The organism is Rhodoferax saidenbachensis, assembly GCF_001955715.1.
Lineage (GTDB): Bacteria > Pseudomonadota > Gammaproteobacteria > Burkholderiales > Burkholderiaceae_C > Allorhodoferax > Allorhodoferax saidenbachensis.
Map to the genome: position 1 here is coordinate 3,248,550 of NZ_CP019239.1, position 24,791 is coordinate 3,273,340.

General features: G+C 61.9%; 25 protein-coding genes and 1 tRNA gene. 14 read left to right on the forward strand and 12 right to left on the reverse strand.

Going from position 1 to position 24,791, the window contains the following annotated elements; translation table 11 throughout:
- Positions 1-29 precede the first annotated feature (29 nt).
- From RS694_RS15490 to RS694_RS15520, 7 genes are all read left to right on the forward strand, one after another.
- Positions 30-1,586 carry a methyl-accepting chemotaxis protein gene (locus RS694_RS15490; protein ID WP_081708701.1) on the forward strand — a complete coding sequence of 519 codons (1,557 nt, stop codon included), beginning with the start codon at positions 30-32 and terminating at the stop codon, positions 1,584-1,586.
- On the forward strand, positions 1,583-2,236 hold the full coding sequence (locus tag RS694_RS15495) for an FABP family protein (protein WP_029709185.1): 654 nt from the start codon (positions 1,583-1,585) through the stop codon (positions 2,234-2,236). Before RS694_RS15490 ends, RS694_RS15495 begins: the two co-directional genes overlap by 4 nt.
- Positions 2,233-2,499 carry a hypothetical protein gene (locus RS694_RS15500; protein ID WP_029709184.1) on the forward strand — a complete coding sequence of 89 codons (267 nt, stop codon included), beginning with the start codon at positions 2,233-2,235 and terminating at the stop codon, positions 2,497-2,499. Before RS694_RS15495 ends, RS694_RS15500 begins: the two co-directional genes overlap by 4 nt.
- Before the next feature lie 148 nt (positions 2,500-2,647).
- On the forward strand, positions 2,648-3,715 hold the full coding sequence (locus RS694_RS15505; RefSeq protein ID WP_029709183.1) for an extracellular solute-binding protein: 1,068 nt from the start codon (positions 2,648-2,650) through the stop codon (positions 3,713-3,715).
- A 9-nt stretch (positions 3,716-3,724) separates the two neighbouring features.
- Entirely contained in the window at positions 3,725-4,849 is a 1,125-nt protein-coding gene (locus RS694_RS15510) for an ABC transporter ATP-binding protein (RefSeq protein WP_029709182.1), read from the forward strand.
- Complete coding sequence (locus RS694_RS15515; protein ID WP_029709181.1) at positions 4,839-5,723, forward strand: ABC transporter permease; 885 nt, start codon at positions 4,839-4,841, stop codon at positions 5,721-5,723. The genes RS694_RS15510 and RS694_RS15515 overlap by 11 nt, the downstream gene beginning before the upstream one ends.
- Positions 5,720-6,580: an ABC transporter permease gene (locus RS694_RS15520; protein WP_029709180.1), complete on the forward strand. Its 861-nt coding sequence runs from the start codon at positions 5,720-5,722 to the stop codon at positions 6,578-6,580. The genes RS694_RS15515 and RS694_RS15520 overlap by 4 nt, the downstream gene beginning before the upstream one ends.
- 37 nt (positions 6,581-6,617) lie before the next feature.
- Here RS694_RS15520 and RS694_RS15525 read toward each other — a convergent pair whose 3' ends face one another.
- From RS694_RS15525 to RS694_RS15545, 5 genes are all read right to left on the reverse strand, one after another.
- On the reverse strand, positions 6,618-7,613 hold the full coding sequence (locus tag RS694_RS15525; RefSeq protein WP_029709179.1) for a tripartite tricarboxylate transporter substrate binding protein: 996 nt from the start codon (positions 7,611-7,613) through the stop codon (positions 6,618-6,620).
- Between the two features lie 130 nt (positions 7,614-7,743).
- Positions 7,744-7,833 (reverse strand) — tRNA-Ser (locus RS694_RS15530).
- A gap of 36 nt (positions 7,834-7,869) precedes the next feature.
- Complete coding sequence (serS, locus tag RS694_RS15535) at positions 7,870-9,186, reverse strand: serine--tRNA ligase (RefSeq protein WP_029709178.1); 1,317 nt, start codon at positions 9,184-9,186, stop codon at positions 7,870-7,872.
- A gap of 77 nt (positions 9,187-9,263) precedes the next feature.
- Positions 9,264-10,220, reverse strand: a complete 957-nt coding sequence (gene ispH / locus RS694_RS15540) for a 4-hydroxy-3-methylbut-2-enyl diphosphate reductase (protein WP_037248137.1) — start codon at positions 10,218-10,220, stop codon at positions 9,264-9,266.
- Positions 10,217-10,684 carry an FKBP-type peptidyl-prolyl cis-trans isomerase gene (locus RS694_RS15545; protein ID WP_029709176.1) on the reverse strand — a complete coding sequence of 156 codons (468 nt, stop codon included), beginning with the start codon at positions 10,682-10,684 and terminating at the stop codon, positions 10,217-10,219. Before RS694_RS15545 ends, ispH begins: the two co-directional genes overlap by 4 nt.
- A gap of 65 nt (positions 10,685-10,749) precedes the next feature.
- On the opposite strand from RS694_RS15545, the gene radC reads away from it, so the two are divergent.
- The gene (gene radC, locus RS694_RS15550; RefSeq protein WP_029709175.1) at positions 10,750-11,460 is read left to right on the forward strand and encodes a RadC family protein; all 711 of its coding nucleotides are present in this window, start codon (positions 10,750-10,752) and stop codon (positions 11,458-11,460) included.
- The gene (locus RS694_RS15555; protein ID WP_029709173.1) at positions 11,457-12,131 is read left to right on the forward strand and encodes a Smr/MutS family protein; all 675 of its coding nucleotides are present in this window, start codon (positions 11,457-11,459) and stop codon (positions 12,129-12,131) included. The genes radC and RS694_RS15555 overlap by 4 nt, the downstream gene beginning before the upstream one ends.
- An 89-nt stretch (positions 12,132-12,220) precedes the next feature.
- On the opposite strand, the gene RS694_RS15560 is transcribed toward RS694_RS15555, so the two are convergent.
- From RS694_RS15560 to RS694_RS15580, 5 genes are all read right to left on the reverse strand, one after another.
- Entirely contained in the window at positions 12,221-13,132 is a 912-nt protein-coding gene (locus RS694_RS15560; protein ID WP_029709172.1) for an EamA family transporter, read from the reverse strand.
- 23 nt (positions 13,133-13,155) lie between these two features.
- A complete protein-coding gene (locus RS694_RS15565; protein ID WP_029709171.1) occupies positions 13,156-14,166 on the reverse strand; it encodes an SDR family oxidoreductase in 1,011 nt (336 codons plus the stop codon).
- The gene (locus RS694_RS15570) at positions 14,163-15,077 is read right to left on the reverse strand and encodes a bile acid:sodium symporter family protein (protein WP_029709170.1); all 915 of its coding nucleotides are present in this window, start codon (positions 15,075-15,077) and stop codon (positions 14,163-14,165) included. The genes RS694_RS15565 and RS694_RS15570 overlap by 4 nt, the downstream gene beginning before the upstream one ends.
- Before the next feature lie 102 nt (positions 15,078-15,179).
- Complete coding sequence (locus RS694_RS15575) at positions 15,180-16,517, reverse strand: flavin-containing monooxygenase (protein WP_029709168.1); 1,338 nt, start codon at positions 16,515-16,517, stop codon at positions 15,180-15,182.
- A gap of 33 nt (positions 16,518-16,550) precedes the next feature.
- Positions 16,551-17,366 (reverse strand): SDR family oxidoreductase, encoded by an 816-nt coding sequence (locus tag RS694_RS15580; protein ID WP_037248134.1) that lies wholly within the window; start codon positions 17,364-17,366, stop codon positions 16,551-16,553.
- Between the two features lie 92 nt (positions 17,367-17,458).
- Here RS694_RS15580 and RS694_RS15585 point away from each other — a divergent pair, with 92 nt between their 5' ends.
- The 5 genes from RS694_RS15585 to RS694_RS15605 all read left to right on the forward strand — a co-directional run bounded on the left by RS694_RS15585 (position 17,459) and on the right by RS694_RS15605 (position 21,679).
- Positions 17,459-18,211 carry an IclR family transcriptional regulator gene (locus tag RS694_RS15585; RefSeq protein ID WP_029709166.1) on the forward strand — a complete coding sequence of 251 codons (753 nt, stop codon included), beginning with the start codon at positions 17,459-17,461 and terminating at the stop codon, positions 18,209-18,211.
- Between the two features lie 125 nt (positions 18,212-18,336).
- Complete coding sequence (locus RS694_RS15590) at positions 18,337-19,953, forward strand: sensor histidine kinase (RefSeq protein WP_081708698.1); 1,617 nt, start codon at positions 18,337-18,339, stop codon at positions 19,951-19,953.
- Between the two features lie 153 nt (positions 19,954-20,106).
- On the forward strand, positions 20,107-20,601 hold the full coding sequence (locus tag RS694_RS15595; RefSeq protein ID WP_241464160.1) for a lipocalin family protein: 495 nt from the start codon (positions 20,107-20,109) through the stop codon (positions 20,599-20,601).
- Between the two features lie 133 nt (positions 20,602-20,734).
- The gene (locus RS694_RS15600) at positions 20,735-20,965 is read left to right on the forward strand and encodes a hypothetical protein (protein ID WP_029709163.1); all 231 of its coding nucleotides are present in this window, start codon (positions 20,735-20,737) and stop codon (positions 20,963-20,965) included.
- Between the two features lie 279 nt (positions 20,966-21,244).
- Positions 21,245-21,679, forward strand: coding sequence for a DoxX family protein (locus tag RS694_RS15605; protein ID WP_029709162.1), 435 nt, complete (start codon positions 21,245-21,247; stop codon positions 21,677-21,679).
- 54 nt (positions 21,680-21,733) lie between these two features.
- Here RS694_RS15605 and RS694_RS15610 read toward each other — a convergent pair whose 3' ends face one another.
- Positions 21,734-22,135, reverse strand: coding sequence for a group II truncated hemoglobin (locus RS694_RS15610; RefSeq protein ID WP_029709161.1), 402 nt, complete (start codon positions 22,133-22,135; stop codon positions 21,734-21,736).
- Positions 22,136-22,206: 71 nt separating this feature from the next.
- Positions 22,207-24,726: an ABC transporter permease gene (locus RS694_RS15615; RefSeq protein WP_029709160.1), complete on the reverse strand. Its 2,520-nt coding sequence runs from the start codon at positions 24,724-24,726 to the stop codon at positions 22,207-22,209.
- Positions 24,727-24,791: the final 65 nt, after the last annotated feature.

Genomic DNA, 24,791 nt, shown 5'->3' on the forward strand with positions numbered 1-24,791 from the left:
CTCTGGCCCCCAATGGCCAAGGAGATACCATGAAGCTTGGAATGAAGTTGCTTGCGGCTCCGTTGCTGACGGCCGTGGTGGTCGTGGCTTCCAGCCAGATCAATACGTATTTTTTGGGTATCCAGTCTGACGCCAGTCTGGGTTCTTCGCGCAGCAGCCTCGAAGACTTCAAGACCCTGGCCAGCGCCCACCAGCAAATCTCGGAAGTACACGCGGGTGTGTACCGTACCGTGGCGCTGATTGACTCATTGGATGAGCCAAGAGTCAAAAATATGCGGGCTGACTTTCTCAAGCAGCTTGAAGGCGTAAAACGGGTAGTGGAAACCGTGGCAGGGGACGGCAACGTCGACCCGGAATTGCAAACCCACGTAAAGGCGGTGTTGGCATTTATAGATAACTATGCCAAGCAGGCCGACGCGGCTATCAATTTTGCATCCATAGATGCCAATACCGGGGTTGCTGCCATGCAACGTGCGGAGGTGACTTTCAAAGAACTGATCAAGGCATCAGCAGTGGTCACCAACTACATCGAGGCACGCTCCGAGACCACCATTGCAGATGCGCGCCACACGGGCCGCAACATCAGCCTTTTACTCACCGCCTTGTCCCTTCTGGCTGGCACGGCCGCAGTATTGCTCTCGTGGCTGCTACAGAAAAAGATCGTGTCCGAGTTGGCCCGGGCAGCCGAATTGGCACATGAGGTTGCTCAGGGCAATCTCACCCAGGATGCAAGCACCAGTCGTACAGACGAGGTTGGTGACCTCATGCGCGCTCTTGGCGCCATGACCCGACAGCTTGGGCTGTCCATTACTACCGTACTCGAATCCTCAGAATCAATTCGCCTGGCTAGTACGGAAATTGCCACGGGCAACCAAGACCTCAGCGTGCGCACCGAGCAAACTGCCAACAACCTGCAGCGCGCCTCCACTTCAACGGCACAACTCACGGGCACGGTCCACCAGTCGGCCGAGTCGGCACAGCAAGCCAAACGATTGGCATCCAGCGCAGCCGAAGTCGCAGTGCGTGGTGGCGTAGTAGTGTCCCAGGTGGTTGAGACCATGGAAGAAATCAACACCAGTGCACGCAGAATTTCCGACATCATTGGCGTGATAGATGGCATTGCGTTTCAAACCAATATCCTGGCACTCAATGCGGCCGTGGAAGCGGCACGTGCCGGGGAGCAGGGGCGCGGTTTCGCAGTGGTAGCCAGCGAGGTGCGCAGTCTGGCCGGACGTTCCGCAGAGGCCGCCAAGGAAATAAAAATGCTGATTGGCGTATCTGTGGAGAAGGTGGATTCGGGCTCCAGGCTGGTGGCCAATGCCGGAGAGACAATGACCGAAATCGTGGGATCCGTGCAACGCGTGTCAGACATCATCAGCGAAATCTCTGCCGCTTCAAGCGAACAAAGCCGCGACATTGGTGAGGTCAACACAGCCGTTGGCGAACTGGACCAGATGACACAGCAAAATGCGGCCTTGGTCGAGCAATCTGCTGCAGCGGCCGAAAGTTTGAGAGAACAAGCCCAGCGCCTGGCGCAGGTAGTATCTAATTTCAAACTGGCGTCCACTCCACTACTAGGTACATGAGCACTTATTCCAGCGATATATACACGGAGCCGTTCCCTCAAGATATCCACACACTCAACAACCTCGGCCCCTTGCGCGGCATGGCGGGTGTTTGGGAGGGATTGCGCGGGCTTGATGTGAAACCCAAGGCCGAAGGCCCCAAGCGGCAGGCGTTTTACGAGCGCATGGAGCTGCAACCCATCGACCCACAGACCAATGGCCCGCAACTGCTCTATGGCCTGCGGTACCACACCCATGTGACCAAGCCCGACCAGGTCAAGACCTACCATGACCAGGTAGGCTACTGGCTGTGGGAGCCTGCCACCGGCACCATCATCCAGACACTGGCCATCCCGCGCGGCCAGATTGCCATGGCGGTGGGCCATGCCGCGCCCGATGCCACCCAGTTCGAACTGGTGGCAGTTCGCGACACCACCACGTACGGCATCTGCTCCAACCCGTTTCTGGAGCATGCCTTCAGGACCGTGGAATACCGTATCCAGGTCACCATCAACGCAGACGGCACCTGGTCCTACGACGAAGACACCGTGCTCATGATCCGCGGCCAAACCGAACCGTTCCACCACACGGACCGCAACACGCTCACCAAGCTCGCGGAGCCCACCCCCAACCCGCTGGCCCGTGGCCAGTCAACCGGCCAGCCGTTATGAACATCGAACAAATCCGGATCTGCATTCAGGTGCTGGACCATTTGGCCGCAGGTTTTGCGACCATGCACGATAACCACAATGCGGCGCAAGCCGGCCTGTCCTGTGTGGTGGCCCAAAGCCTGGTTGTGGAATATGCCGCCCACCGCACCGATGGCATGGAGCATGAACAGGCCATGGAAGCCACTGCGGGCGGGCAATTGAACTTGAACGAGGCGTCCGCCAGTTTGTACGCCATGTTGACGGCCAAACCGGAAGACCAGTAGGTCCGGCGCCTGCCGGCTCGGATATTTGCCCAGCCCCAATAGACAGGGGCCGAAGATGGACATATAAATGTCATCTTCACGTCATATCCTTGGAAACGAGCACTCTTCTTGCTTGCAACCTCAACGTCCACCTCAACAAGGAATTCTTATGAAATTCAAACGTGCCATTACCGCCGCTGCCGTCGCCACTTTGGGACTTTCCGGAGCCGCTTTTGCCCAGGAAAAAGTCCTGCGTCTGCTGACCTGGGCCGACTACGCGCCCGCTGCCGTGGTGGAGCAGTTTGAAAAAGAGAGTGGCTACAAGGTCGAGCTGACTTTGTCCAACAACGAAGAGATGATTTCCAAGCTGCGCGCCACCGGTGGCGCGGGCTTTGACCTGGCCCAGCCTTCGCAAGACCGCATTGCGGGCCCGCAAAAAGAATTCGGCATCTACAAGCCGCTGGACCTGAGCAAGCTCAAGAGCGAGCTGTTCATCCCCTCCATGCTGGACGCCACCAAGGGCAACACCACGGTGGACGGCAAGATCTACGGCCTGCCCCACATCTGGGGCACTGACGGCCTGGTGGTGAACACCAAGCTGGCCCAGATGGCCGACTACACCGACCTGTGCAAGGCCGACTACAAGGGCAAGGTGGCCTACCGCCTGAAGCGCCCCACCTTGCTGGCATTTGCCTTTGCCTCCGGCAAGAACCCCTTCGCCCTGTACAACGATCCCAAGGCCTACGGCGCGCTGATGGACGAAGTCGGCAAGACCCTGACCGCCTGCAAGCCCAACGTGAAGTTCTACTGGGACAACAAGGACCAGTTGCTCAATGGCATGCGCACCGGTGAAATCGTCGGCGCCATGATGTGGGACACGGGCGGCTGGAAGCTGAACAACGAAAAGACAGAGATTCAGTTTGTCGCTCCCAAGGCTGGCGCGATGGGCTGGATTGACACCTTCGCCATTCCTGCCAAGGGCAAGAACGACGCGGCCGCCTACGCCTGGATCAACTTCAACATGCGCCCTGAGATTGCCGCCAAGGTGGCCGGCTCTGCCGGTAACTTCACGGCCTCCAAGGGTGCTGACCAGTTGATGGAAGCCAAGCTCAAGGCCCAGTTTGCCGCCAGTTTCCCTGAAGCCGCGCTGAAGAACATCAAGTGGTACCCCGCTGTGCCCGCTGGCATTGAAGAGATCGAAGGTCGCGTGCTCGACCGCATCAAGGCTGCCAACTAAGCGGTTGCGTTGAGCACCGCACTGCCTGACCTCGAAGCCGTAGGCGTAGCCAAACGCTACGGCACGTTTGCCGCGGTGGACGACCTGTCGTTCACCGTGCAACGCGGGTCGTTCTTCTCCATCCTCGGCCCCTCCGGTTGCGGCAAGACCACACTCTTGCGCATGATTGCGGGCTTTATCCAGCCCGACGCGGGCGAAATCCGTATTGGCGGCAAAGCCATGAACGGCGTGCCGCCCAACCAGCGGCCGGTGAACATGGTGTTCCAGCATCTGGCGCTGTTCCCCATGATGACGGTGGGCGAGAACGTCGGCTACGGCCTGGCGCGCCGCGGTGTGGCGGCTGATGAGATCAAGCGCCGTGTGGGTGAAATGCTGGAGCGCGTGAGCCTGCCGGGTGCACAGGCCAAGCGCGTGGACCAGCTCTCGGGCGGCCAGAAGCAGCGCGTAGCCATTGCCCGCAGCCTGGTGCTGGAGCCCACGCTCTTGCTGCTGGACGAACCGCTGGGTGCGCTAGACCTGAAGCTGCGCGAGCACATGAAGATCGAGCTCAAGCAGCTGCAGGCCGCGTTTGGCACCACCTTTGTTTACATCACGCACGACCAGTCTGAAGCGCTGGTGCTGTCCGACCATGTGGCGGTGATGAACCACGGCCGCTTTGAGCAGTTGGGCACACCGCAGTCGCTGTACTACGAGCCGCAAACGCCGTTTGTCGCGGGCTTTGTGGGCGCCAACAACCGCCTGATTGGCAAGGCCGTGGGCGTGCAGGGCGACATGGTTCAACTGGTCAGCAACAGCGGACTGTCCCTGCATGCACGCTGTACACAAGGCAACATCAAGACCGGCGATGCCGTAGAAGCATTTGTGCGCCCAGAGGTCGCCCGGCTTGCGCGAACAGCTACTGAATTTGTAGCAACCGGCATGCCGTACTTCACGGGCACGGTCGAAAGCCTGTTGTTTGACGGTGCCAACTCCGCCGTACTGCTGCGCGAAAAGGCCAGCAACGAAGAGTTCCGCATCGCCCTCCCACAGACCGGGCAGTTTGCCGACCTGCGGACCGGAGAAGACGTGGTGTTTGGTTTCGACCCGCAACGCGCCGTGTGTTTTGCCGCACCCGCCCAACACCATGCTGACTGAACCCTCTCAACGCAGCAGCATGGCCAAACTGCTGGGCATGTTGCTGTTGGCGCCGGCACTGCTGTGGCTACTGGGCCTCATCGTGTTGCCACACGCCGAGCTGGCGATTTTGTCGCTGCGCGCGCGCGTGGCGCCCCGGGTCTACGAACCCAGCCTGGCGCAGTACCTGACCTTCATTGACGAGCCGCTGTACTGGCGCACCTTTGTGCGCACTGCGGTCATGTCGCTGATCGCCACCGCCATCACGCTGCTCATGGCCTTTCCGATTGCCTGGACGATTGCCAAGATTGCGCGCGGCCGCTCCAAGGCGCTGCTGTTTGTGCTGTGCCTCATCCCGTTCTGGGTGAGCGAGACCGTGCGGACCCTGGGCTGGATGATCCTGCTGCGCGAATCGGGCGTGTTGCCTGGCATTCTGGTGTGGCTGGGCATTACGCCCGCGCCGGTGGAGCTGCTGTACCACGACGCCACGATTCTGGTCGGCCTGGTCTACACCAGCATGCTGTTCATGGTCATCCCGCTGATCGGCGCGCTGGAGAGCCTGGACGATTCGCTGATCGAAGCCGCCTACGATCTGGGCGGCAACGGCTGGTCCATCCTGCGGCAGATCATCATTCCGCACGCCGCACCCGGCATGGTGGCGGGCTGCATCGTGGTGTTCATGCTCACACTGGGCAATTACCTCACGCCCACGCTGCTGGGGGGCAAAAACTCGCTGTGGTTCACCGAGCAGATTTACACCCAGTTCATCACCCGCTTCAACTGGGAGCAGGGGGCGGCCTTTGGCTTTTTGCTGCTGGCGCTGAGCACGGCGCTGGTGTGGCTGGGGCTCAAACTATCCGGCCAAAAGTTTGGTGAAGTGATGCAACGCTCATGATCCCCTCCCTCCCCCGCCCCGTTTGGCTGCGCGCCAGCACCGTGGTCTACGGTATGCTGTTCTTCGCCTTCCTGTTTCTGCCCCTGGCCGTGGTGGCAGTATTTGCGTTCAACAACGCGCCCTACCCCGCACCGCCGTGGAATGGTTTTACGCTGGACTGGTTTCTGGGCGGGGCTGATGGCCCACGCCGTGGCCTGTTTGCCGACAAGGCCCTGCTGGGCAGCCTGTGGACCAGTGTGGTGGTGGCCTGCTGGGTCACGCTGCTGTCGGTGGCGGTGGGTACGGCCAATGCGTTCCTCATCGAGCGCACGCAGTTCCGCGGCAAGCAGGCGCTGAGCATGCTGATGCTGGCACCACTGGTGATTCCGGGGGTCATTTTGGGCATCTCCATCCTGGCACTGGCCAGCCGCGTGGCCAACCTGGCCGACGACCTGTGGGGCCTGGAGCTGGAGTTTTTGCGACCTGGCCTGCCGCTGGTGGTGCTGGGACAGTTTGCCTACATCGCGTCCATTGCCACACTGACCATCTCCGCACGGCTCAAGCGTTTTGACATTACGCTCGAAGAAGCGGCCTACAACCTCGGCGCCTCGCGCTTTGCGGTGCTTGCCACCATCACACTGCCCTATCTGAAGCCCGCACTGATCGGTGCCGCCGCCATTTCGTTTTTGATGTCGTTTGAGAACTTCAACACCACGCTGATGCTGGTGGGGTCGGACGCACCACTCACGGTGATGATGTACGGCCGCATGCGCGAAGGCGCCACGCCGGTGCTCAATGCGGTGAGCCTGTTTCTGATGCTGGCTTCGGCGGTGATTGCCTTGTCGCTTCTGAAAAGCCCAAAGCGCTCCGACACCTGAACGGGCCAGTAAGACCTGGCCGGGGGACGCCTTGCGTTTAATCGATCTTGAGGTTTTGTGATTGCACCACCTCGCGCCAGGCGCGGTAGTCAGCCTCGATGAATCGGGCCTGTGCGGCTGGCGTGCCCGGTGTGGCGTCCACTGCATCGAGCTTGAACTTGGCCACCACCTCGGGCAGCGCCACCACCTTGTTGAGGGCCGCATTGAGCTTGTCGATCACCGCGGAAGGCGTGCCTGCGGGGGCCGCCAGGGCAAAGTAATTCAACACGTCAAACCCCTTGAAACCCGCCTCGGTCATGCTGGGCACGTCGGGCATGGCGCTGGAGCGCCTGGCACTGGTGACCGCCAGCGGCTTGATACGGCCGTCCTTGACCAGCGGCAGCAAGGCCGGGATGGTGCCTGTAACCAGTTGCACCTGGCCGGACACCATGTCCATGGTCGCCGGGGCCACACCGCGGTAGGGAATATGGGTGATAAAGATGTGGGTCTTGGCCTTGAGCAACTCCAGCACCAGATGGTTCACGCCGCCAGCACCGGCAGAGCCATAGTTCAGCACACCGGGGTTTTGTTTGGCATAGGCCACCAGTTCCTGCATGGTGTGGATGCCAGTCTGGTAGTTGGTCGCCCAGACCAGCGGCCCGCTGGCGATCATGCCCACGGACGTGAAACTCTTGAGCGGGTCGTAACCGGCATTCGGCAAAGAGGCCGCCACCGTCGTGAACGGCGAGGCCACCAGCAGCAAGGTGTAGCCGTCCGCTGGCTGTTGCGCCACGTACTGCGTGCCAATCGCGCCAGAGGCGCCTGTGCGGTTGTCCACCACAAAGCTGACGCCCATCACCTCACCGAGCTTTTGGGCGATCAGGCGGCCCATGGCATCGGTACCCGCTCCGGGGGCAAATGGCACCACGATCTTGATCGGTCTGTCCGGATAACCCGCCACGCCCCCTTGGGCCCAGGCCACCGAGCCCAGAAAAGCCGTTGCCAGCACGCAGCCAGCCATACAACGCCGAGAAATTTTGCGCGCAATCACCATCAAAAGAATCTCCAGGACACCAGACAACCCACCACTATGCGACAAGCCCATTGCAGCACCGTGACACAAGGTGTGCACCGCACACCCAAGAAAAAAGCCTGCATCTTTGTGGGATGCAGGCTTGATTGTTTGGCGGAGAAGGTGGGATTCGAACCCACGGTAGGGTCGCCCCTACGCTTGATTTCGAGTCAAGTACATTCGACCACTCTGCCACTTCTCCTGAATTCGCGTCGGTCGAAACGAAGCAGCGATTCTATCAGGCCTTCAGGACAGCCAATCCGCCCATGTACGGGCGCAGCACTTCGGGCACGGTAATCGAGCCGTCGGCGTTCTGGCAGTTCTCTAGCACCGCCACCAATGCGCGGCCCACGGCCAGGCCGGAGCCATTGAGCGTGTGCACCAGTTCGTTCTTGCCCTGGGCGTTCTTGAAACGGGCCTGCAGGCGGCGCGCCTGGAAGGCTTCGCAGTTGGAGACCGAGCTGATCTCGCGGAAAGTGTTCTGCGCGGGCAGCCACACTTCCAGGTCATAGGTCTTGCTGGCGCCAAAACCCATGTCGCCGGTGCACAGGCTCATCACGCGGTACGGCAAGCCGAGCTTTTGCAGGATCGCCTCGGCATGGGTGACCATGGACTCCAGCGCCTCGTAGCTCTTCTCGGGGTGCACGATCTGCACCATTTCCACCTTGTCGAACTGGTGCTGGCGGATCAGGCCACGCGTATCGCGCCCGGCGCTGCCGGCTTCCGAGCGGAAGCACGGGGTGTGGGCGGTGAGCTTGATCGGCAAATCGGTCTCGGCAGAGACCACATCACGCACAAAGTTGGTCAGCGAGACCTCGCTGGTCGGGATCAGGTACAGCGCGGTGTGGTCCGGCTGCGCCTCGCCCTCTTGCCCGCCCTTCTTGGCGGCAAACAGGTCTTCTTCAAACTTGGGCAACTGGCCGGTACCGCGCAGGGTGTCTCCATTAACGATATACGGCGTGTAGCACTCGGTGTAGCCGTGCTCGGTGGTTTGCACGTCCAGCATGAACTGGGCGAGTGCACGGTGCAGACGGGCGATCTGGCCCTTCATCACCGTGAAACGTGCGCCGGTGAGCTTGACGCCCATTTCGAAATCCAGCCCCAGCGGGTTGCCCAGATCGACGTGGTCTTTGACTTCAAAGTCATAGGTCTTGGGCGTACCCCAGGTGCGCACCACGACGTTGCCGTGCTCGTCGGCTCCTACGGGCACGCTTTCATGCGGCAGGTTGGGCACGGCCAGCAGCAGATTCTGCATTTCGGCCTGGATCACATCCAGACGTGCCGCAGAAGCTTCCAGCTCGGCCTTCAGGCTGCCCACTTCGGCCATGGCGGCGTCGGCTTCGGCATGTTGGCCTTTGCCCTTGAGCATGCCAATTTGTTTGCTGATGGTGTTGCGCTTGCTCTGCAGCTCTTCGGTGCGCATCTGGATGGTCTTGCGCTCGGCTTCCAACGCTGTGAAGGCGTCCACGTTCAGGAAGGCTTGCGGGTTCTTGCGGGTTTGCAAACGGGCAACGACCGAATCCAGGTCTTTGCGCAGCAGGGTGATGTCTAACATGGTATTTCGTATTTTTAAGCAAAAATGGGCTCTGGCCCTCTATTCTATTGCGCAAGCAGCTATCAATTAAGTAGCAATTACACATCCATCCGCAAGCCCTTGGGCAAGGGAAACTTCACCGTTTCCTCGATCCCGTCCATCTTGCGCACCGACACAGCGCCCAGCGCCTTGATGCGGTCAATCACGGCTTTCACCAGAATCTCGGGGGCGCTGGCACCTGCGGTCAACCCCACGCGCTGGCGGCCTTCAAACCATTCGGCCTGCAGTTCCTCCGCGCTGTCGACCATGTAACTCTCGGTGCCCAACTTCTTCGCCACTTCACGCAGGCGGTTGCTGTTGGAGCTGGTCGGGCTGCCCACCACGATCACGATGTCCACCTGCCCGCTCATCACCTTCACCGCGTCCTGCCGGTTCTGCGTGGCGTAACAAATGTCCTGTTGTTTGGGTTCGCGCACATTCGGAAACCGCGCCTTCACTGCCGCCGCGATTTCTGCCGCGTCATCCACGCTCAGCGTGGTCTGGGTGACAACGGCCAAAAGTTCGGTCTGGCTGGGCTGCACACGCGCCACATCTTCCACGCCCTCCACCAGATGGATGCCGCTGTCGAGCTGGCCCATGGTGCCTTCCACTTCGGGGTGCCCCTTGTGGCCAATCATGATGAATTCGTAACCCTCTTTGTGCAGCTTGGCCACTTCCACATGCACCTTTGTCACCAAAGGACAGGTGGCGTCAAAGATGCGAAAACCGCGGCGCTCCGCCTCTTTCTGGATCGCCTGGCTCACGCCGTGGGCCGAGAACACCAGCGTAGCGCCCGGCGGCACGTCGTCCAGTTCCTCAATGAAGATGGCGCCGCGTTCTTTGAGGTCGTTCACCACATAGGTGTTGTGCACGATCTCGTGGCGCACATAGATGGGCCGGCCAAACTTCTGCAGCGCGCGGTCCACGATTTCAATGGCGCGGTCCACCCCGGCGCAAAAGCCACGTGGCTCGGCCAGGATGATTTCTTGTGGAAGCACGGGAGTCACAGCACTCATAACACCCCGATCAAATGCACTTCAAACGTCACCGGCTGGCCTGCCAGCGGGTGGTTGAAGTCAAACAGCACCGCCCCATCCTTGTCGTTTTCGTCGCGCAGTTGCAGCACCACGCCGGCAAACTGACCCTGACCGTCCGGCGTGGGGAACTGCACCACGTCGCCCACGTGGTAGGTCTCGTTGGGGTCACCCATTTGGGTGAGCACCTTGCGCGCCAGCCATTGCTGCATGTCCGGGCTGCGTTCGCCAAAGGCCGCACCGGCGGGCAACTCGAACGTGCTGCGCGTGCCCTCTTCCAGGCCCAGCAGGCATTGCTCCACGGCAGGGGAGAGTTCACCCGTACCCAGGCTCAGCGTGGCAGGCTTGCCGTCAAAGGTATTGATGATGTCACCCGCGGGCCCACCCAGGCGGTAATGCAGGGTGAGGAAGGAGCCCGGCTGAACGCGGGGAAGCACAGAAGTCATAAAAGTCCCGATAAACTGGCCTCTATTGTAGAAAGTCGGGCCCTCGGCCTGCTGACACCCCCACCATGCCCCTCAAAGACCTGCCCGCCGACGCCCGCCCCCGCGAAAAGCTGCTGGCGCGGGGCGCACAGGCCCTGAGCGATGCCGAACTGCTGGCACTGCTGCTGCGCACCGGCATCCAGGGCAAGGGCGTGCTGCAAATGGCCGAAGAATTGCTGCAGCTCCAGGGCCATAAGGTCGCCGAAGGCGGCAACGCAGGGTTTGGCGGCATTGCCGGCCTGCTCAACGCCACGGCAGACGACCTCAAACGCGTGAAGGGCCTGGGACCGGCCAAACGCGCCGAAATTGTGGCGGTGCTGGAACTGGCCCGCCGCGCGCTAGCCCAACAACTGCAGGAACGCACAGTGTTTGCCGATCCACAGGCGGTGAAACACTACCTGCAACTGCACCTGGCGGCCAAGGGCCATGAGGTCTTTGCTCTGCTGTTTCTGGACAGCCAAAACCGCTTGCTGGCCATGGAAGAGCTGTTTCGCGGCACGTTGTCACAGACTTCGGTCTATCCCCGCGAGGTGGTCATCCGCGCCCTGCACCACCAGGCCGCCGCCGTGGTGCTGGCGCACAACCACCCCAGCGGCACGGTGCAACCCTCACGGGCCGATGAAGCACTCACCCAAACCCTCAAGGCCGCACTGGCGCTGGTCGATGTGCGGGTGCTGGACCACATCATCGTCGGCCCCGGACAGGCGCTGTCGATGGCCGAGAAAGGCTTGCTGTGAGCACCGCACCGGGCAAAAGCAAGCCGCAAAAAATCACCTCTCTGGCTGACCTCAAACGTGTCAAAGCTGACATCGAGGCGCAGGCCCAACGCGCAGCCGCCCTGGCCGCACAGCAGGCAGTAGAAGCCAAACTGCGCATGGCCCAGAGCAACCTGTTTCAAGCGGCGGTCGGGGCAGTCAAGCCGCTGCCGGAAAAACGCCGCGCCCAACTGGCCCCCGCACCACCGCTGCCCATCCCCAAGCAACAACAACGCGACGAAGCCGCCGCCCTGGTCGAGTCACTCAGCGATGAAGTGGACGTGAGCAGCCTACTCGACACCGATGACCACCTGAGTTTTCGCCGCCCCGGCGTGGGGCCCGACGTGGCGCAAAAACTGCGCAAGGGCAAATGGAGCATCCAGAAACAGATCGACCTGCACGGCCTGCGCAGTGACGAAGCGCGTGAGGTGTTGGGCCAATTCATCCGCGACGCCCACAAACAGGGCATGCGCTGCGTTCGCGTGGTGCACGGCAAGGGCCTGGGCTCACCGGGCAAGACGCCGGTGCTCAAGGAAAAAGTGCACCGCTGGCTGGTGCAAAAGTCGGAAGTGGTGGCCTTTGTGCAAGCCCCTCCCGCACAAGGTGGCGCCGGGGCGTTGGTGGTGTTATTGCAACCTTTGCGCTTAGGCTAGGGCGCAACTTGCCTCTGCAATACAAAATCCGTTCGCCCTGAGCCTGTCGAAGGGGTGCAAGGCTTCGACAAGCTCAGCCCGAACGGTTTTTACGCCTTGACGACAGGCTGCCGCGCCCACCGCGCAGCCACCCAGCTCCCGGTCTGGTTGATCACCAGGCCCAGCAACACGGCACCGGTGCCAGCCCATTGCAGCGGCAAGGGTACTTCCCCAAAAACTACTCCCGCTGCCGCCAGCCCGACCACGGGCACCAAGAGCGAAAACGGTGTCACCCTGCCGGCCGGATGGCGCTGCAGCAAACGCGTCCACATTGTGTAGGCCAACAACGTGGCCAGCAGAGCCAGATAGAGCACGGACAAGACAGCGCCCACATCCAGGCCCTGCACTTCATGAACAATCTGTGTCCAGCCTTCTGACCACAGGGCCAGACCTAAGAAAGGCAGGATGGGGAACACACTGCTCCAGACGATGAAATTGAACGGTTCGTAGGACCCATGGCGGGTGGCAAAACGCACCACCACGTTGGATACCGCCCACATGAACGCGGCAGATGCCGTGAGCACAAAACCGATCAAGGTCATTTGGCCCGGCCCTTCACCATGGGCCATGCCAATCATGGCCAAACCGCCCAGCGCCACCACCAGCCCCAGCCACTGCCAACCGCGGGCGCGTTCACCCAGCAGGGGCGCCGCCAGCAAGAGCGTAAAGAATGCCTGCATCTGCATCACCACCGAGGCCATGCCGGCCGTCATGCCCAGCTGCAAACCCCAGAACAAGAAGCCAAACTGGCCCAAGCCCTGGGCCAGCCCGTAGCCCGCCACATAGCGCCAAGGCAGTGTGGGCATGCGCACAAACAGCAGGAACGGCAAAGAGGCCGCCGCAAAACGCAGCGCGCCCAGCAGCATGGGACTCAGGCCCTTGAGGCCCACTTTCATGACCACAAAATTCAAACCCCAGATCACCACCACCGCCAACGCGCGCAGCCAATCGCCACGGCTCAAGACCTGGCCTTGTCCCACAGTGCTCACGCGGTCTCCTTGGTGCGTACCAACGCGCGGCCCTGCGCGGCTCTGGCAGCGACAAAGGCATCAAACGCCTGGCTGCTGGTTTTACCCGGCACATAGCCAAAGTCGGCCTTCAGCGCCGTGTTCAGCAATACCGGGCGGTAACGCAAGAAATCCAGTTGCTCCGGCCCGTAGCGGCTCACACCCAAGGCCTTACCCACGGTCAACGCCGCAGTCAGCAACCATGCAGGTAATTGCCGCAAAGGTTTGCCCAGGCGTTGGGCGATCTCATACAGCGGCAGGGCACCGTCACCGGCCAGGTTGAAACAACCCGCATGGCGCGTACGCAGGGTATGCAGGATGGCACCGGTCACGTCTTCATCCCAGATGAAAACAAAGGGGCTCTCGCTGCCCTTGATCCCCAGCAGGGCCGGTTTTTCAAACAGCGCCGTGATCTGGTTGTCCACGCGCTCGCCCAAAATGGTGCCTATGCGCAACACGGTCTGTGCCAGTGCCGGGTGTTTCTGGCGGTACGCCAGCAGCATCTCTTCGACCAGCCGTTTGTGGTCGGAATAGGCAAAGGTGGTGTTGCCCCGCAGCGTATCGGTCTCGCGCAGCCAGGCCGGGTTGTCAGCGTAGTAGCCATAGGCGGCACCACTGGAGCTCACCACAATCTGCTGCACGCCCTGGGCCACGCAGGCCTCCAGCACGTTGCGGCTGCCCAGCACGTCGACCGAGTATTCAAATTCGCGGTTCGAGTTTTTGCCGGGTGTCACGATGGACGCCAGGTGCACCACCGTGTCGATAGCATGGGCGGCCAGCGTCTCACCCAGATGGGGATCGCGCACGTCCTGCACCACGTAAACCACATTGGCCAAGCGCTGCTCCTGCGGCACTTCACGCACATCGGCGGCCACAATGGTTTGCACGCCCGGCTCACGCGCCAGCGCGGCCACCAGACCACGGCCCAGAAAACCATCGGCCCCTGTCACAAAAATGCGTTGGGCCGCGCCCGTAATCGCCACGCTCATGCCACTTCTCCCTGTGCCGGAGGGCGCCGGCCCCACCAGCCCGCCAAGGCCATGCCAGCAATGATGTCCCAGAAACCCCAGACACCGGCGACCACAGCCATGCCACCCAGGCCATCAAAGAAACTGAAGATCAGCACCAGGCCCAGGCCCGCATTGCGAATGCCCACTTCGATAGACACCGCGCGGCGGTCATAGTCAGAAAGACGGCAGGCGCGGGCACACAGGTAGCCGGTCAAAAATGCCAGCGCGTCATGCAGTGCTACTGCCAGCAGCACCAGTCCCACATAGTCCAGGAAATAGCGCCAGTTGCCTGCCACAGCGCCCAGAATGAAAGCGACCAGGCAGAGGAAGCTCAGAATGCGCGCCGGTTTGCGAATTTTCTCCGCCAGTTTGGGCAGGCGTTCGGCACAGGCCACTCCCATCACAAACGGCAGTCCGATGATGATGACGATGTGGCCTGCCATCTCGGTCGGGTTCAGTGCAATGGTTTTGAACAGCGCCGAAGCGGTGGGATGCATGCCAGCCCAGAACGCGAAGTTCAGGGGCATCAGCACAATGGACAGCGCGTTGGACAGCGCCGTCATGGACACCGACAGCGCCACATTGCCCTTGGCGCGGTGCGTCAGGATGTTGCTGATATTGCCGGGCGGGCAGCAAGCCACCAGGATCATGCCCAGTGCAATGCTGGGTGCGGGCTGCAGCAAAAGGGTCAGGCAGTAGGTAACGGCGGGCAGCATGATGAACTGCGCGGCCACCCCGACCCCCATAGCCACTGGCATGCGCAACACGCGTTTGAAATCGGCTACCCGTGTGTCCAGCGCAATGCCGAACATCAGGAAGCCCAGCACGGCGTTCAGCACCATCAGCGAGGCAGGATTGAAATGCAGGCGAACTTCGTCAACAGGCATCATGGCTAGGCTTTCCAAGGAGGTAAATCTCTGTTTAAGAACCGTTCATCCTGCGCTTGTCGAAGGGTAAGGCTTCGACAAGCGCAGGATGAACGGCGGTTTTCTTCAGACCAAGGCCGCAGCCGCAGCGCGCACCGCTTTGCGGTACGTGTCTTTGTGCACGTAGTAGGCCATACGTTCGAGCTTCAGGTAGCTGTAGCCGCCCGACAAATCGGGCGTGGGGCCGGCCTTGGTGCGACGCATCGCGTCGGCCTTGGATGAACCACTGGCCTGTGCCGCAAAGAAGCGTGCCACCAGCTCGGCCTGCTCGTAACGCCCCTGCCAGCCGATGCCGCTGGCCTCGATCATGCCCAACACGGCCAGGTTGTCGAAACGCTGCGACAGGATGTTCAGGTACAACTGCGGCGCCATGCCCTGCCAGTTGAGCAGCGCCTTGTCGATGAACGGGTAGTGCAGGCGATAGCCGGTGGCGCACAGCACCAGGTCGTAGTTCTTGGCGGTGCCATCCTTGAAGTGCACGGTCTTGCCGTCGAAGCGCGCAATGTCGGCCTTCACATGGATATCGCCATGCCCCAGGTGGTGCAGGATCAAGGAGTTCACCACCGGGTGCGACTCGTACATCTTGTAGTCGGGCTTGGGAAATCCAAAACGCACCGGGTCGCCGGTGAACCACTGCAACACGGTGCTGTCGACTTTTTGCTTGAGCCAGGCAGGCAGATTGATCTTGCCGCCAACCGTGTCGGCGGGTTTGCCAAACACGTACTTGGGGACGAAGTAATAACCGCGGCGCACCGAAATATCCACGCTATCCGCCGCGTGCACCGCGTCCACGGCAATGTCGCAGCCCGAGTTGCCGGCACCCACCACCAGCACGCGTTTACCGCGGAACTGCTCGGCGCTCTTGTAGGCTGCGGTGTGGAGCAGTTCACCGTCGAAGTGGCCTTCGAACTTCGGCATATTGGGCTCGGACAAGGTGCCGTTGGCAATCACCACGCCTTTGAACTCAGCGCTATGGGTCTGGCCATCCGCGCTGGTCCATTCCACGCGCCACAGGGGAGACGCGCCCTCGCCCACTGGCACCGTCTTTTGCACGCGCGCGCCAAAGTGGTAGTGCGCGCGCAGGCCAAAGTGCTCGGCAAAGTCAAAGAAATACTGGCGCATCTCCTTGTGGCTGGGGTAGTCCGCCACGTCGGCGCGCATGGGGAACTCGGCAAACTCGGTGGTGCTTTTGCTGGAGATCAGGTGGGCCGACTCGTAGACCGTGCTGCGCGGGTTGTCCACATTCCATAGGCCACCGACATCGGTGTGGGTCTCAAACCCCTGGAACGGGAGCCCCAGCTTTTGCAGGCTGCGCGCAGCGGCCAGGCCGCTGGGGCCTGCGCCGATCACGGCGATCTGCGTTCGGGTATCGATGGGGGCGCCATTGGAAAGGGGGTCGGTCATCACTGTCTCCGTTATGTTTATCAATACAAAAAATCAGACACCCGGGTCGCGCAGTGGCAGGCCCGGAATGGCGGTGGCACCGGCCTCACCGACACGCGGCTTGCGCGGCTGGCCCAGCAAAATGCGATCGTGTAATGCGGCAGGCAGGCAGCCCAGCAAACGCGCCAGCCAACCCATACGGCGTGGCAGAACAATGTGTTCGCGCCCACGCGCCACGCCCTGCAACAAAGCAACGGCAGCCGCGTCGGGCTCCATCAGGCCCGGCATGACAAAGCGGTTACCCGCGGTCAATGCGGTACGCAGGTAACCAGGACTCACGGTGTGTACCCGCACGCCACTGCCGCGTAACTCGGCGCGCAGGCTTTCCAGGTAACGCATGAGCCCGCCTTTGCTGGCGCAGTAGGCGCCATTGCCCGGCATGCCCCGCCAACCGGCCAGGCTGCCCACGCCCACCAGCGCACCCAAGCCCTGCGCCCGCATACCCGCCACAAAAGGCTGGAAGCTGGTCGCCACACCCACAATATTGATCTCCAGCATGCGGCGCAGCACGGCCAGGTCATCGGCCTGCGCTGTGTCGAAACCACCGGCCACGCCGGCGTTGGCAATCACCAGGTCCGGCATGCCAAAACGCCCCACCCAGTCCGCCGCACAGGCCTGCATGGCCGTGGTGTCGGACACATCAGGCGTGTACACGGCGCAGCGGTACGGTGCCAGGGCGGCCAGCTCTTCCAGCACGGGGCGCTGCAGCCCCACCAGCGCCACGCAGGCGCCCTGGCCCAACAGCACCCGCACCAACGCCTGGCCAAAACCACCACACGCACCGGTCACCACCACGTTTTTGAACTGCACGCTCTTGTCTCCACTTATTTGTCTGGGAGGATAATCAGGAATCAAATTTATCTCGAAATATTATTTAATTAAGTCTCGAATTACGGAACTTTATGGAAAAACAAGCACCCAGCCTGCGTCTTTTAGAACTGCTGGAAATCCTCTGCGCCCAGGGCCAGCCCATGGGCCTGGCGGATGCCGTGCGTGCCAGCGGCTGGCCCAAGCCCAGTGTGCACCGCATGCTGAGCCAGTTGGAAGCAGGAGGCTTTATCACGCGCGGACTGGGCGGGCGCCTGTATGCGCCCACACAGCGGTTGGCACAACTGGCAGAAAACGTGCTGGGCACCGACACCCACCGCGCGGTGCGCCACGCGGTGCTGGGCCAGCTCGTGGCCGAGCTGGGTGAAAGTGTCAACCTGACGGCCCTCAGTGGTGCAGATGTGATTTATCTGGACCGGGTGGAGTCGGCCTTCCCACTGCGCATGGAACTCAAGCCCGGTACACGTGTGCCCATCCACTGCTCCGCCAGCGGCAAGCTGTTTCTCGCGCATCTGCCGCCGGCCCGTTGCGCCGCCCTGATCGGTGCACTGCCCCTGGTACGCCATACCGCCACCACGCTGACCACACGCGCCGCACTGGAAGACGAGTTGGCACAGATCAAACGCCAGGGCTATGCCGTGGACGCCGAAGAGTTTGTCGACGGACTGGTCTGCGTGGCCGTGCCGGTGACCTTGCCCGGCAGCCGGGCCGTGCGCTGCGCCGTGGCTCTGCAGGCGCCATCCGTACGCACACCGCTGCAACAGCTTCTGCTGCAAGTACCCCGCTTGAAAGACGCGGCCGTGGCCTTGGGACGTACCCTGGGCTGAACAGACGACTAGTGCAAACCCTTTGAAAACTGTGAGAAGCGCAATTTGTTTGCGCGTTTGAATAGCAAGCGCTCTTTCACCTAGGGTTTTGTTGTTAAGCTGCCCCCAAAAATCGTCGTTGAACCATGCGCAGTTTTTCGCCCCGAAATCTATCGCTTCGGTATGTGTTGCTACTGGCCGTGTTGCTGGGCCTGCTCATTCCGTCGTGGATTGCGTTCGCCTTTGAGAAGGCCGAGGTTCAGGCGCGCCTGTCCCGGGAACTCACCTCCGACCGTGACCGGTATGCCGACCTGCTAGCCGTGTCTCTGCGCGAACCGCTGTGGCAACTGCCCCCCCTGTTTGCCGAACCCCTGATCGACAAGATCATGGAAGACCCCAAGGTCACCCGCATCGTGGTCAAACGCATGCCCGAGGGCCAGGTCTTTCTGGAGCGCGGGGCCATCAAGCCCACGTCTGTGGAACCCGCGGCGCGCGACATCCAGATGCAGGGCAACACCCTGGGCACGGTGTCGGTACAAGTCAACGAAGACGGCGTGACCGACGCCACCGCAGCCGCCCAACAACGCTTCCTGTGGCGCACCGCCTATATTGGTGCGGCGGCCATTGCGCTGATCTTCATCACCCTGCACCTTCGCCTGACACGCCCGGTGGACAAGCTGGTCATGCAATCCGAAGCGCTGGCTGACGGCAGGCTCCATGAAACCATGGAGTGGCATCGCAATGACGAACTGGGTCGCGTGGGCCATAGTCTGGAAAACACGCGGCGCGCGCTGGCCAAGCTGGTGGGCGAGCTGCAAACCGTCAACGTAGATTTGCGTTCCGAGAACGAACAACGCAAGAAGGCAGAGACCGAAATCGCGCGCCACGCCGAGGTGCTGGAGTCACGCGTGGCCGAGCGCACCCAGGAGCTGTCGGCGACCAACGCCACCCTCTCCGTCACGCTGAGCAATTTGCGCCAGACACAACACGACCTGGTGGAAAGCAAAAAACTGGCCTCGCTCGGCCGCATGGTGGCCGGTGTTGCGCATGAACTCAACACCCCGATTGGCAACGCCCTCACCATTGGCTCGACCATCGGCGAACGGGTGCGCGAGTTGCAAGCGCAGGCAGATGCCGGACAACTCAAAAAGTCCACCCTTACCGACTTTCTGACAAGCACCGTCGAAGCCGGTGTGGTCCTCGAACGTTCACTGGCGCGGGCTGCCGAATTGGTGACGTCCTTCAAACAGGTAGCCGAAAGCAACAGCAAGGAAGAACTCAGCACCTTCGAACTGGTCCATCTCACGGCCGGCATGGCATCGCGTTTCACCACCACCAGCGAAGACATCGCCATTGATTTTCAGAACCGCGTGCCCCCCGGCATTTTCATCACTGGCTACCCGGAGCTGCTGCGCCAGGTGCTGGGCCATCTGCTGAACAACACACGGGTGCATGCCTTTGACAACCGCACCGAAGGTCAAGTCATCGTGCAGGCCTACATCGCGGGTAATCACGTGGAAATCACCGTGAGCGACAACGGCACCGGCATTGCGGAAGATATACAGAGCCGCATTTTCGACCCCATGTTCACCACCCGCATGGGGCGCGGCGGCGTGGGACTGGGCCTGAGCGTGGTGCACAACATCGTCACACGCAATATGGGCGGCAAGGTCCATGTGCGCAATGCACGCCCGCGCGGTGCCTGTTTTGTGCTGACCCTGCCCCTGGTTGCGCCACTGATTCCCGCAGACTCGGACAGTTGACGCCGTGGCGAATGCACCGGTCTGTGGTTTGGCAGACAGACAAGCTGCGCGGCTCCGTTTAACGTCCGCAAACGAATCGCTTTGAGAAAACCCCCTATGCACACCAACGCCATGCGCCTTGCCCGCTTTTTTTGCACTTGTATCTTGTTCGGCATGCCCTTGGCATCTGTGGCGCAAGCCCCGGTGCACAGCGTGCCGTCCGTCGATCTGGCGCGTTACAGCGGCAAGTGGTTTGAGATCGCCAGCTATCCGATGTTCTTTCAGCGCAACTGCATCGCCGACACCACCGCGGAATACACCAGCACCTCTGACGGCACGATCCGTGTGGACAACCGGTGCCGCACCGATAGCGGGTTTGACGAGGCCACTGGCACCGCCAGCGTGGTGCCGGGGTTTGGCAACAGCCGCCTCAAAGTGTGGTTCTTCTGGCCATTCAAGGCGGACTACTGGGTCATCGGCCTCGACCCGGAGTACCGCTGGGCCCTGGTGGGCAACCCGAACCGCAAATACCTGTGGCTGCTGTCGCGCACACCCCAGTTATCCCCCGAACTGCTGAAAGCGGCCCTTGCGTCGGCCAGCGCACAAGGGTTTGACCTGGCGCAACTGCGCTATACCGTGCAATCCACGGCAACACCAACCCAACCCTGAACACACGGGGACGGCAAGCACACTTCTGCGCACGCATCGCGGACTATGTTTGGCAACGAACAGAGGCATGGAGATGTGAGGTTTAGGCTGAGCTTTCCCATTCACGCCATTCCGCACATTAACGAAAGTTCCCATGAAACGCACCTCCCTTGCCCTGTTTGCCGCGCTCACCCTGGCCGGCCTCGCCGCTTGCGACCGGACGCCCGCCGTTGTCGCGGCACCTGCCAATCCCGTCATCGTGCAAAGCCCTGTCCCGGGCCCTGCGGGCGCCCAAGGTGAGACCGGAAAAACCGGTGCCACAGGAACCCCCGGCGAAAACGCGGCCGTGATCATCATGGCGCCAGCGTCCGCACCCGCCAATTGATGGCAGGAAGCGTGCACTGACCACACCAGTGCACGGCCCACGCAGGCCGCGCGGTGCCTCAGACGTGTTGGTTGCGCATCCAATCCGTCTGGAAAAACGAGGGGTGCAGGCGCGCGCGCCCTCCAGACTGTTGATGGGGTTTCTGCACAGCGCGGCGTAGCCGGGCAGTTCTGTAACCGCGTAGAAACTGATTTACATCAATCAACCGTGCGCTCGCCCATGCACAAAGGGTTCGGCCAACCTTACGATGAAGCTTCACTCATTAATAAGGAAAACAACATGTTTGGCATTCGCAAAAACGACTTCACCATCGAGGCCGCTAGCTTCAATCTCAGCAACCCTTGGAACATCCTGCGCATCATCTGCGGAGCATTCATGTTTCCCCATGCAGCCAGCAAGTTTGTCAACGGCGCGCTCAGTGTTGGCACCGTGGGCTTCTTTGCCAAAGCGGGCTTTGCGCCACCAGAATTTTGGGTCGTGCTCGCAGCCCTGGTGGAAGTGGGAACCGGCATTGCACTGGTGCTGGGCATTTGCACCCGCTTCGCCGCTCTGGGCGCTGCGGGTGCCTTGTTGATCGCGGTGTATGCACTGCAAGTGGTCAAAGGCTTTGGCTGGACCTGGAACACCGGTGGCTATGAATACCCCGTGTTCTGGGGCATCGTGTGCATCACTGTCGCCATGAACGAATTCAAGCGCGTCAACGGCAGCAAATAAACCGCCGTCACTCAACTCCAAGCCAGGCACCTGCCTGGCTTTTTTATGGGCGGCCTAAGCGCCTACGTTGCGCATCCAGTCCGCAGTTTGAAAGAACGATGTCTTGAGCCGCTCGCGCAGTACGGGGTCTATGCCGGCCTCAATCATGGACTGGTCCATGCAAGCCAGCCACTGGTCGCGCTCCAGAATGCCGATCTTGAACGGCATGTGCCGCGCGCGCAGCATCGGGTGGCCAAAGCGCTCCACAAAATAATCGGGCCCGCCCATCCAGCCGCACAGAAACCAGAACAAGTGGTCCCGCGCCTTGTCCAGCGAGCTGCCGTGCGCTGCGCGCAGTGCGGCGTAGCCCGGCTCCAGGTCCATCAGGTCATAAAAGCGGTCCACCATCTGGCGGATGACGGGCTCGCCGCCTATCCATTCAAAGGGGGTTTTTGCGTTGGGTTCCTGGATTTGCATGGGTTTTATGAATGAAATGGGCCTCTATCCCCCGCGGAATGTGCGCGAGCAGCTATCAAAAGCATAGTAAATCAGGTCGTCGCGCGGCGCAGGGTCTCCACCACCGGGCGGCGCAAAACGTCGCGCAGGCCCCACCAGCCCGCTGCCAGCGCCAGCACCGCGCCGGCCAGCGCGCCAACCAGCGGCACCCACAGCGAGACGGTCCACTCGAACTCGAACACATAACGCGCCAGCGCCCAGCCCACGATCGCCGCAACGATGGATGCCAAAAAGCCCGCCAGCAGGCCCACGCCTGCCAGTTCGGTGCGCTGCACCTGGCGCAACAGGCTGCCCTGCGCGCCCACTGCACGCATGATGGCGAACTCCTTCGCGCGCTCCTCGCGTGTGGCTGTCACGGCCGCAAACAGCACCACCAGACCCGCCGCCAGCGTGAAGCCAAACAGGAACTCCACCGCACGGATCACCTGGTCCAGCACGCGCTGCACCTGGGCAATGGTGGTCGTCATGTCCACATTCGTCACATTGGGGAACTGGTGCACGAGCGCGTTGTCAAAGCCCTTGGTTTCCGGCGCCTTGAAAGCCCCCATGTAAGTGGACGGTACATCCTTGAGCACGGCCACCGGGAACATCACAAAGAAGTTGGCGCGCATGGAGCCCCAATCCACCTTGCGCAGCGAGGTGATTTTGGAATCAGTCTGCATGCCGCCGATGTCAAAACGCAGCGTGTCGCCGAGCTTGAGATTCAGCGTCTTGGCAAGGCCCTCTTCCACACTGGCTGCGCCCTGCTCTTCTTCCGTCCACTGCCCGGCCACGATGGCATTGTTGGACGGCCGCGTGGCGCTATGGGACAAGTTGAACTCGCGGTCCACCAGGCGCTTGGCGCGGTCTTCCTCGTAGTCGTCGGGCGACACAGCTTTGCCGTTCACCGCCACCAGGCGGCCGCGGATCATGGGGTACCAGTCCAGCTTGGCCACACCGGCGTCCGTCAGCGCCTTGCGGAACGCGTCGGACTGCTCGGGCATGACGTTGATGACAAAACGGTTGGGCGCATCGGGTGGCGTGGCCTTGCGCCAACTGCCAATCAGGTCGGTGCGCAGCAACACCAGCAGCACCAGCGCCAGCAGGCCCACGGCCAGCGCGCTGACCTGCACCACGGTGTAGGCCGGGCGCGCCGACACCTGGCGCGTGGCCAGCACCAGCCAGCGCGGCGCAGTGCTTTCATTCACGCTCCTGCGCAGCAGCTTCACCGCCACCCAGCTCAGGGCCGCAAACACCAGCACGGCCCCGGCAAATCCACCAACAGCAATCAGGCCCAGCAACAAGTCACTGCTGGCCGCCATCAGCAACGCGGCAAAACCTGCCACGCCCACACCCAGCACTCCAATCGAAGCCGGGCGCAGGTTACCCACGTCGCGGCGGATCACGCGCAGCGGCGGCACCTGGGCCAGTTGCAGCACCGGTGGCAGGCCAAAGGCCAGCAGCAGCGTGAGCCCCATGCCCATGCCCAGCAACACGGGCCAGATCGTGGCCGCTGGCAAAGCCGAGTCCACCAGACCGGCCAGTAGCAGCACAAACAGGTAGTGCACGCCATACCCCAGTAGCACACCCATGCCACTGGCAAACAGGCCCACAAGTGCAAATTCAAAGGTGTAGCTGGCAGCAATGGTGCGCTGCGACAAGCCCAGCACGCGCAGCATCGCGCAGTCATCCAGATGGCTGGCCGCAAACGCGCGCGCCGCCAGCGCCACCGCCACGGCACTCAGCAGCGCGGCCAGCAGCGCCACCAGGCTCAGGAATTTTTCGGCCCGGTCCAGCGTCTGGCTCATCTCGGGGCGGCCACTTTGCAATGACTCCACGCGCACGCCGCGCACACCGCCGGTTTTCACCTGCGCATCGGCCCAGTCGACAAAGGCCTTGATGGGTGCGTCTTCACCGGCCACGGCCAGCCGATAGTTCAGACGGCTGGCGGGTTGCACCAGCCCCGTGGCATCCACATCCGCCTGGTGGATCATCACGCGCGGTGAAAAACTCATGAAGCCACCGCCCCGGTCGGGTTCGATCACGATGATGCGGTCAATCGTGAGGCTGCTGTTGCCCAGCAGCAGCGCGTCGCCCATCTTCAGGCCCAGCGATTCCAACAGCGTTGCGTCTATCCAGGCTTTGCCGGGCGCGGGTACGTCGCGCGTGGCAGCGTCCGGTGCATCGGGTGCGGTAGCCACACGCAGCGCGCCGCGCAGTGGGTAACCCGGCTCCACCACCTTCAGCGCCACCAGTTTGGCCGCACCACCCTGCGCATCACTGGCACGCGCCATGGTCGGAAACCCCGTGGTGCTGGCCACCGACAGGCCCAGCGCACGCGCCTTGGCCACAAAGGCCTCGGGCGTCGGGTTGTCGCTGGACACGACTGCGTCACCGCCGAGCAACTGGCGCGCATCGCGCTGCAGCCCGCCCTTGAGCCGGTCGGCAAAGAAGCCCACGGCCGTGAGCGCTGCCACCGCCAGCATGACGGCGACGATGACCAGGCGCAGGTCACCCGAACGCAGGTCACGCCACAGCGTGCGCCAGCCCAAAGCATAAAAAGACAGTTTCACGGGGAAGCCCTCACCGGTGCGCAAAAGCCGATTATTCACGCACCGCGGTTTCCCCCGCAGTTCTA

Bases quoted from the DNA above. Each gene is read 5' to 3' on its own strand.
- RS694_RS15490 (WP_081708701.1), top strand. From the start codon at position 30: ATGAAGCTTGGAATGAAGTTGCTTGCGGCTCCGTTGCTGACGGCCGTG.
- RS694_RS15495 (WP_029709185.1), top strand. From the start codon at position 1,583: ATGAGCACTTATTCCAGCGATATATACACGGAGCCGTTCCCTCAAGAT.
- RS694_RS15500 (WP_029709184.1), top strand. From the start codon at position 2,233: ATGAACATCGAACAAATCCGGATCTGCATTCAGGTGCTGGACCATTTG.
- RS694_RS15505 (WP_029709183.1), top strand. From the start codon at position 2,648: ATGAAATTCAAACGTGCCATTACCGCCGCTGCCGTCGCCACTTTGGGA.
- RS694_RS15515 (WP_029709181.1), top strand. From the start codon at position 4,839: ATGCTGACTGAACCCTCTCAACGCAGCAGCATGGCCAAACTGCTGGGC.
- RS694_RS15520 (WP_029709180.1), top strand. From the start codon at position 5,720: ATGATCCCCTCCCTCCCCCGCCCCGTTTGGCTGCGCGCCAGCACCGTG.
- RS694_RS15525 (WP_029709179.1), bottom strand. From the start codon at position 7,613: ATGGTGATTGCGCGCAAAATTTCTCGGCGTTGTATGGCTGGCTGCGTG.
- serS (WP_029709178.1), bottom strand. From the start codon at position 9,186: ATGTTAGACATCACCCTGCTGCGCAAAGACCTGGATTCGGTCGTTGCC.
- ispH (WP_037248137.1), bottom strand. From the start codon at position 10,220: ATGAGTGCTGTGACTCCCGTGCTTCCACAAGAAATCATCCTGGCCGAG.
- RS694_RS15545 (WP_029709176.1), bottom strand. From the start codon at position 10,684: ATGACTTCTGTGCTTCCCCGCGTTCAGCCGGGCTCCTTCCTCACCCTG.
- radC (WP_029709175.1), top strand. From the start codon at position 10,750: ATGCCCCTCAAAGACCTGCCCGCCGACGCCCGCCCCCGCGAAAAGCTG.
- RS694_RS15565 (WP_029709171.1), bottom strand. From the start codon at position 14,166: ATGAGCGTGGCGATTACGGGCGCGGCCCAACGCATTTTTGTGACAGGG.
- RS694_RS15570 (WP_029709170.1), bottom strand. From the start codon at position 15,077: ATGATGCCTGTTGACGAAGTTCGCCTGCATTTCAATCCTGCCTCGCTG.
- RS694_RS15575 (WP_029709168.1), bottom strand. From the start codon at position 16,517: ATGACCGACCCCCTTTCCAATGGCGCCCCCATCGATACCCGAACGCAG.
- RS694_RS15585 (WP_029709166.1), top strand. From the start codon at position 17,459: ATGGAAAAACAAGCACCCAGCCTGCGTCTTTTAGAACTGCTGGAAATC.
- RS694_RS15590 (WP_081708698.1), top strand. From the start codon at position 18,337: ATGCGCAGTTTTTCGCCCCGAAATCTATCGCTTCGGTATGTGTTGCTA.
- RS694_RS15595 (WP_241464160.1), top strand. From the start codon at position 20,107: ATGCCCTTGGCATCTGTGGCGCAAGCCCCGGTGCACAGCGTGCCGTCC.
- RS694_RS15600 (WP_029709163.1), top strand. From the start codon at position 20,735: ATGAAACGCACCTCCCTTGCCCTGTTTGCCGCGCTCACCCTGGCCGGC.
- RS694_RS15605 (WP_029709162.1), top strand. From the start codon at position 21,245: ATGTTTGGCATTCGCAAAAACGACTTCACCATCGAGGCCGCTAGCTTC.
- RS694_RS15610 (WP_029709161.1), bottom strand. From the start codon at position 22,135: ATGCAAATCCAGGAACCCAACGCAAAAACCCCCTTTGAATGGATAGGC.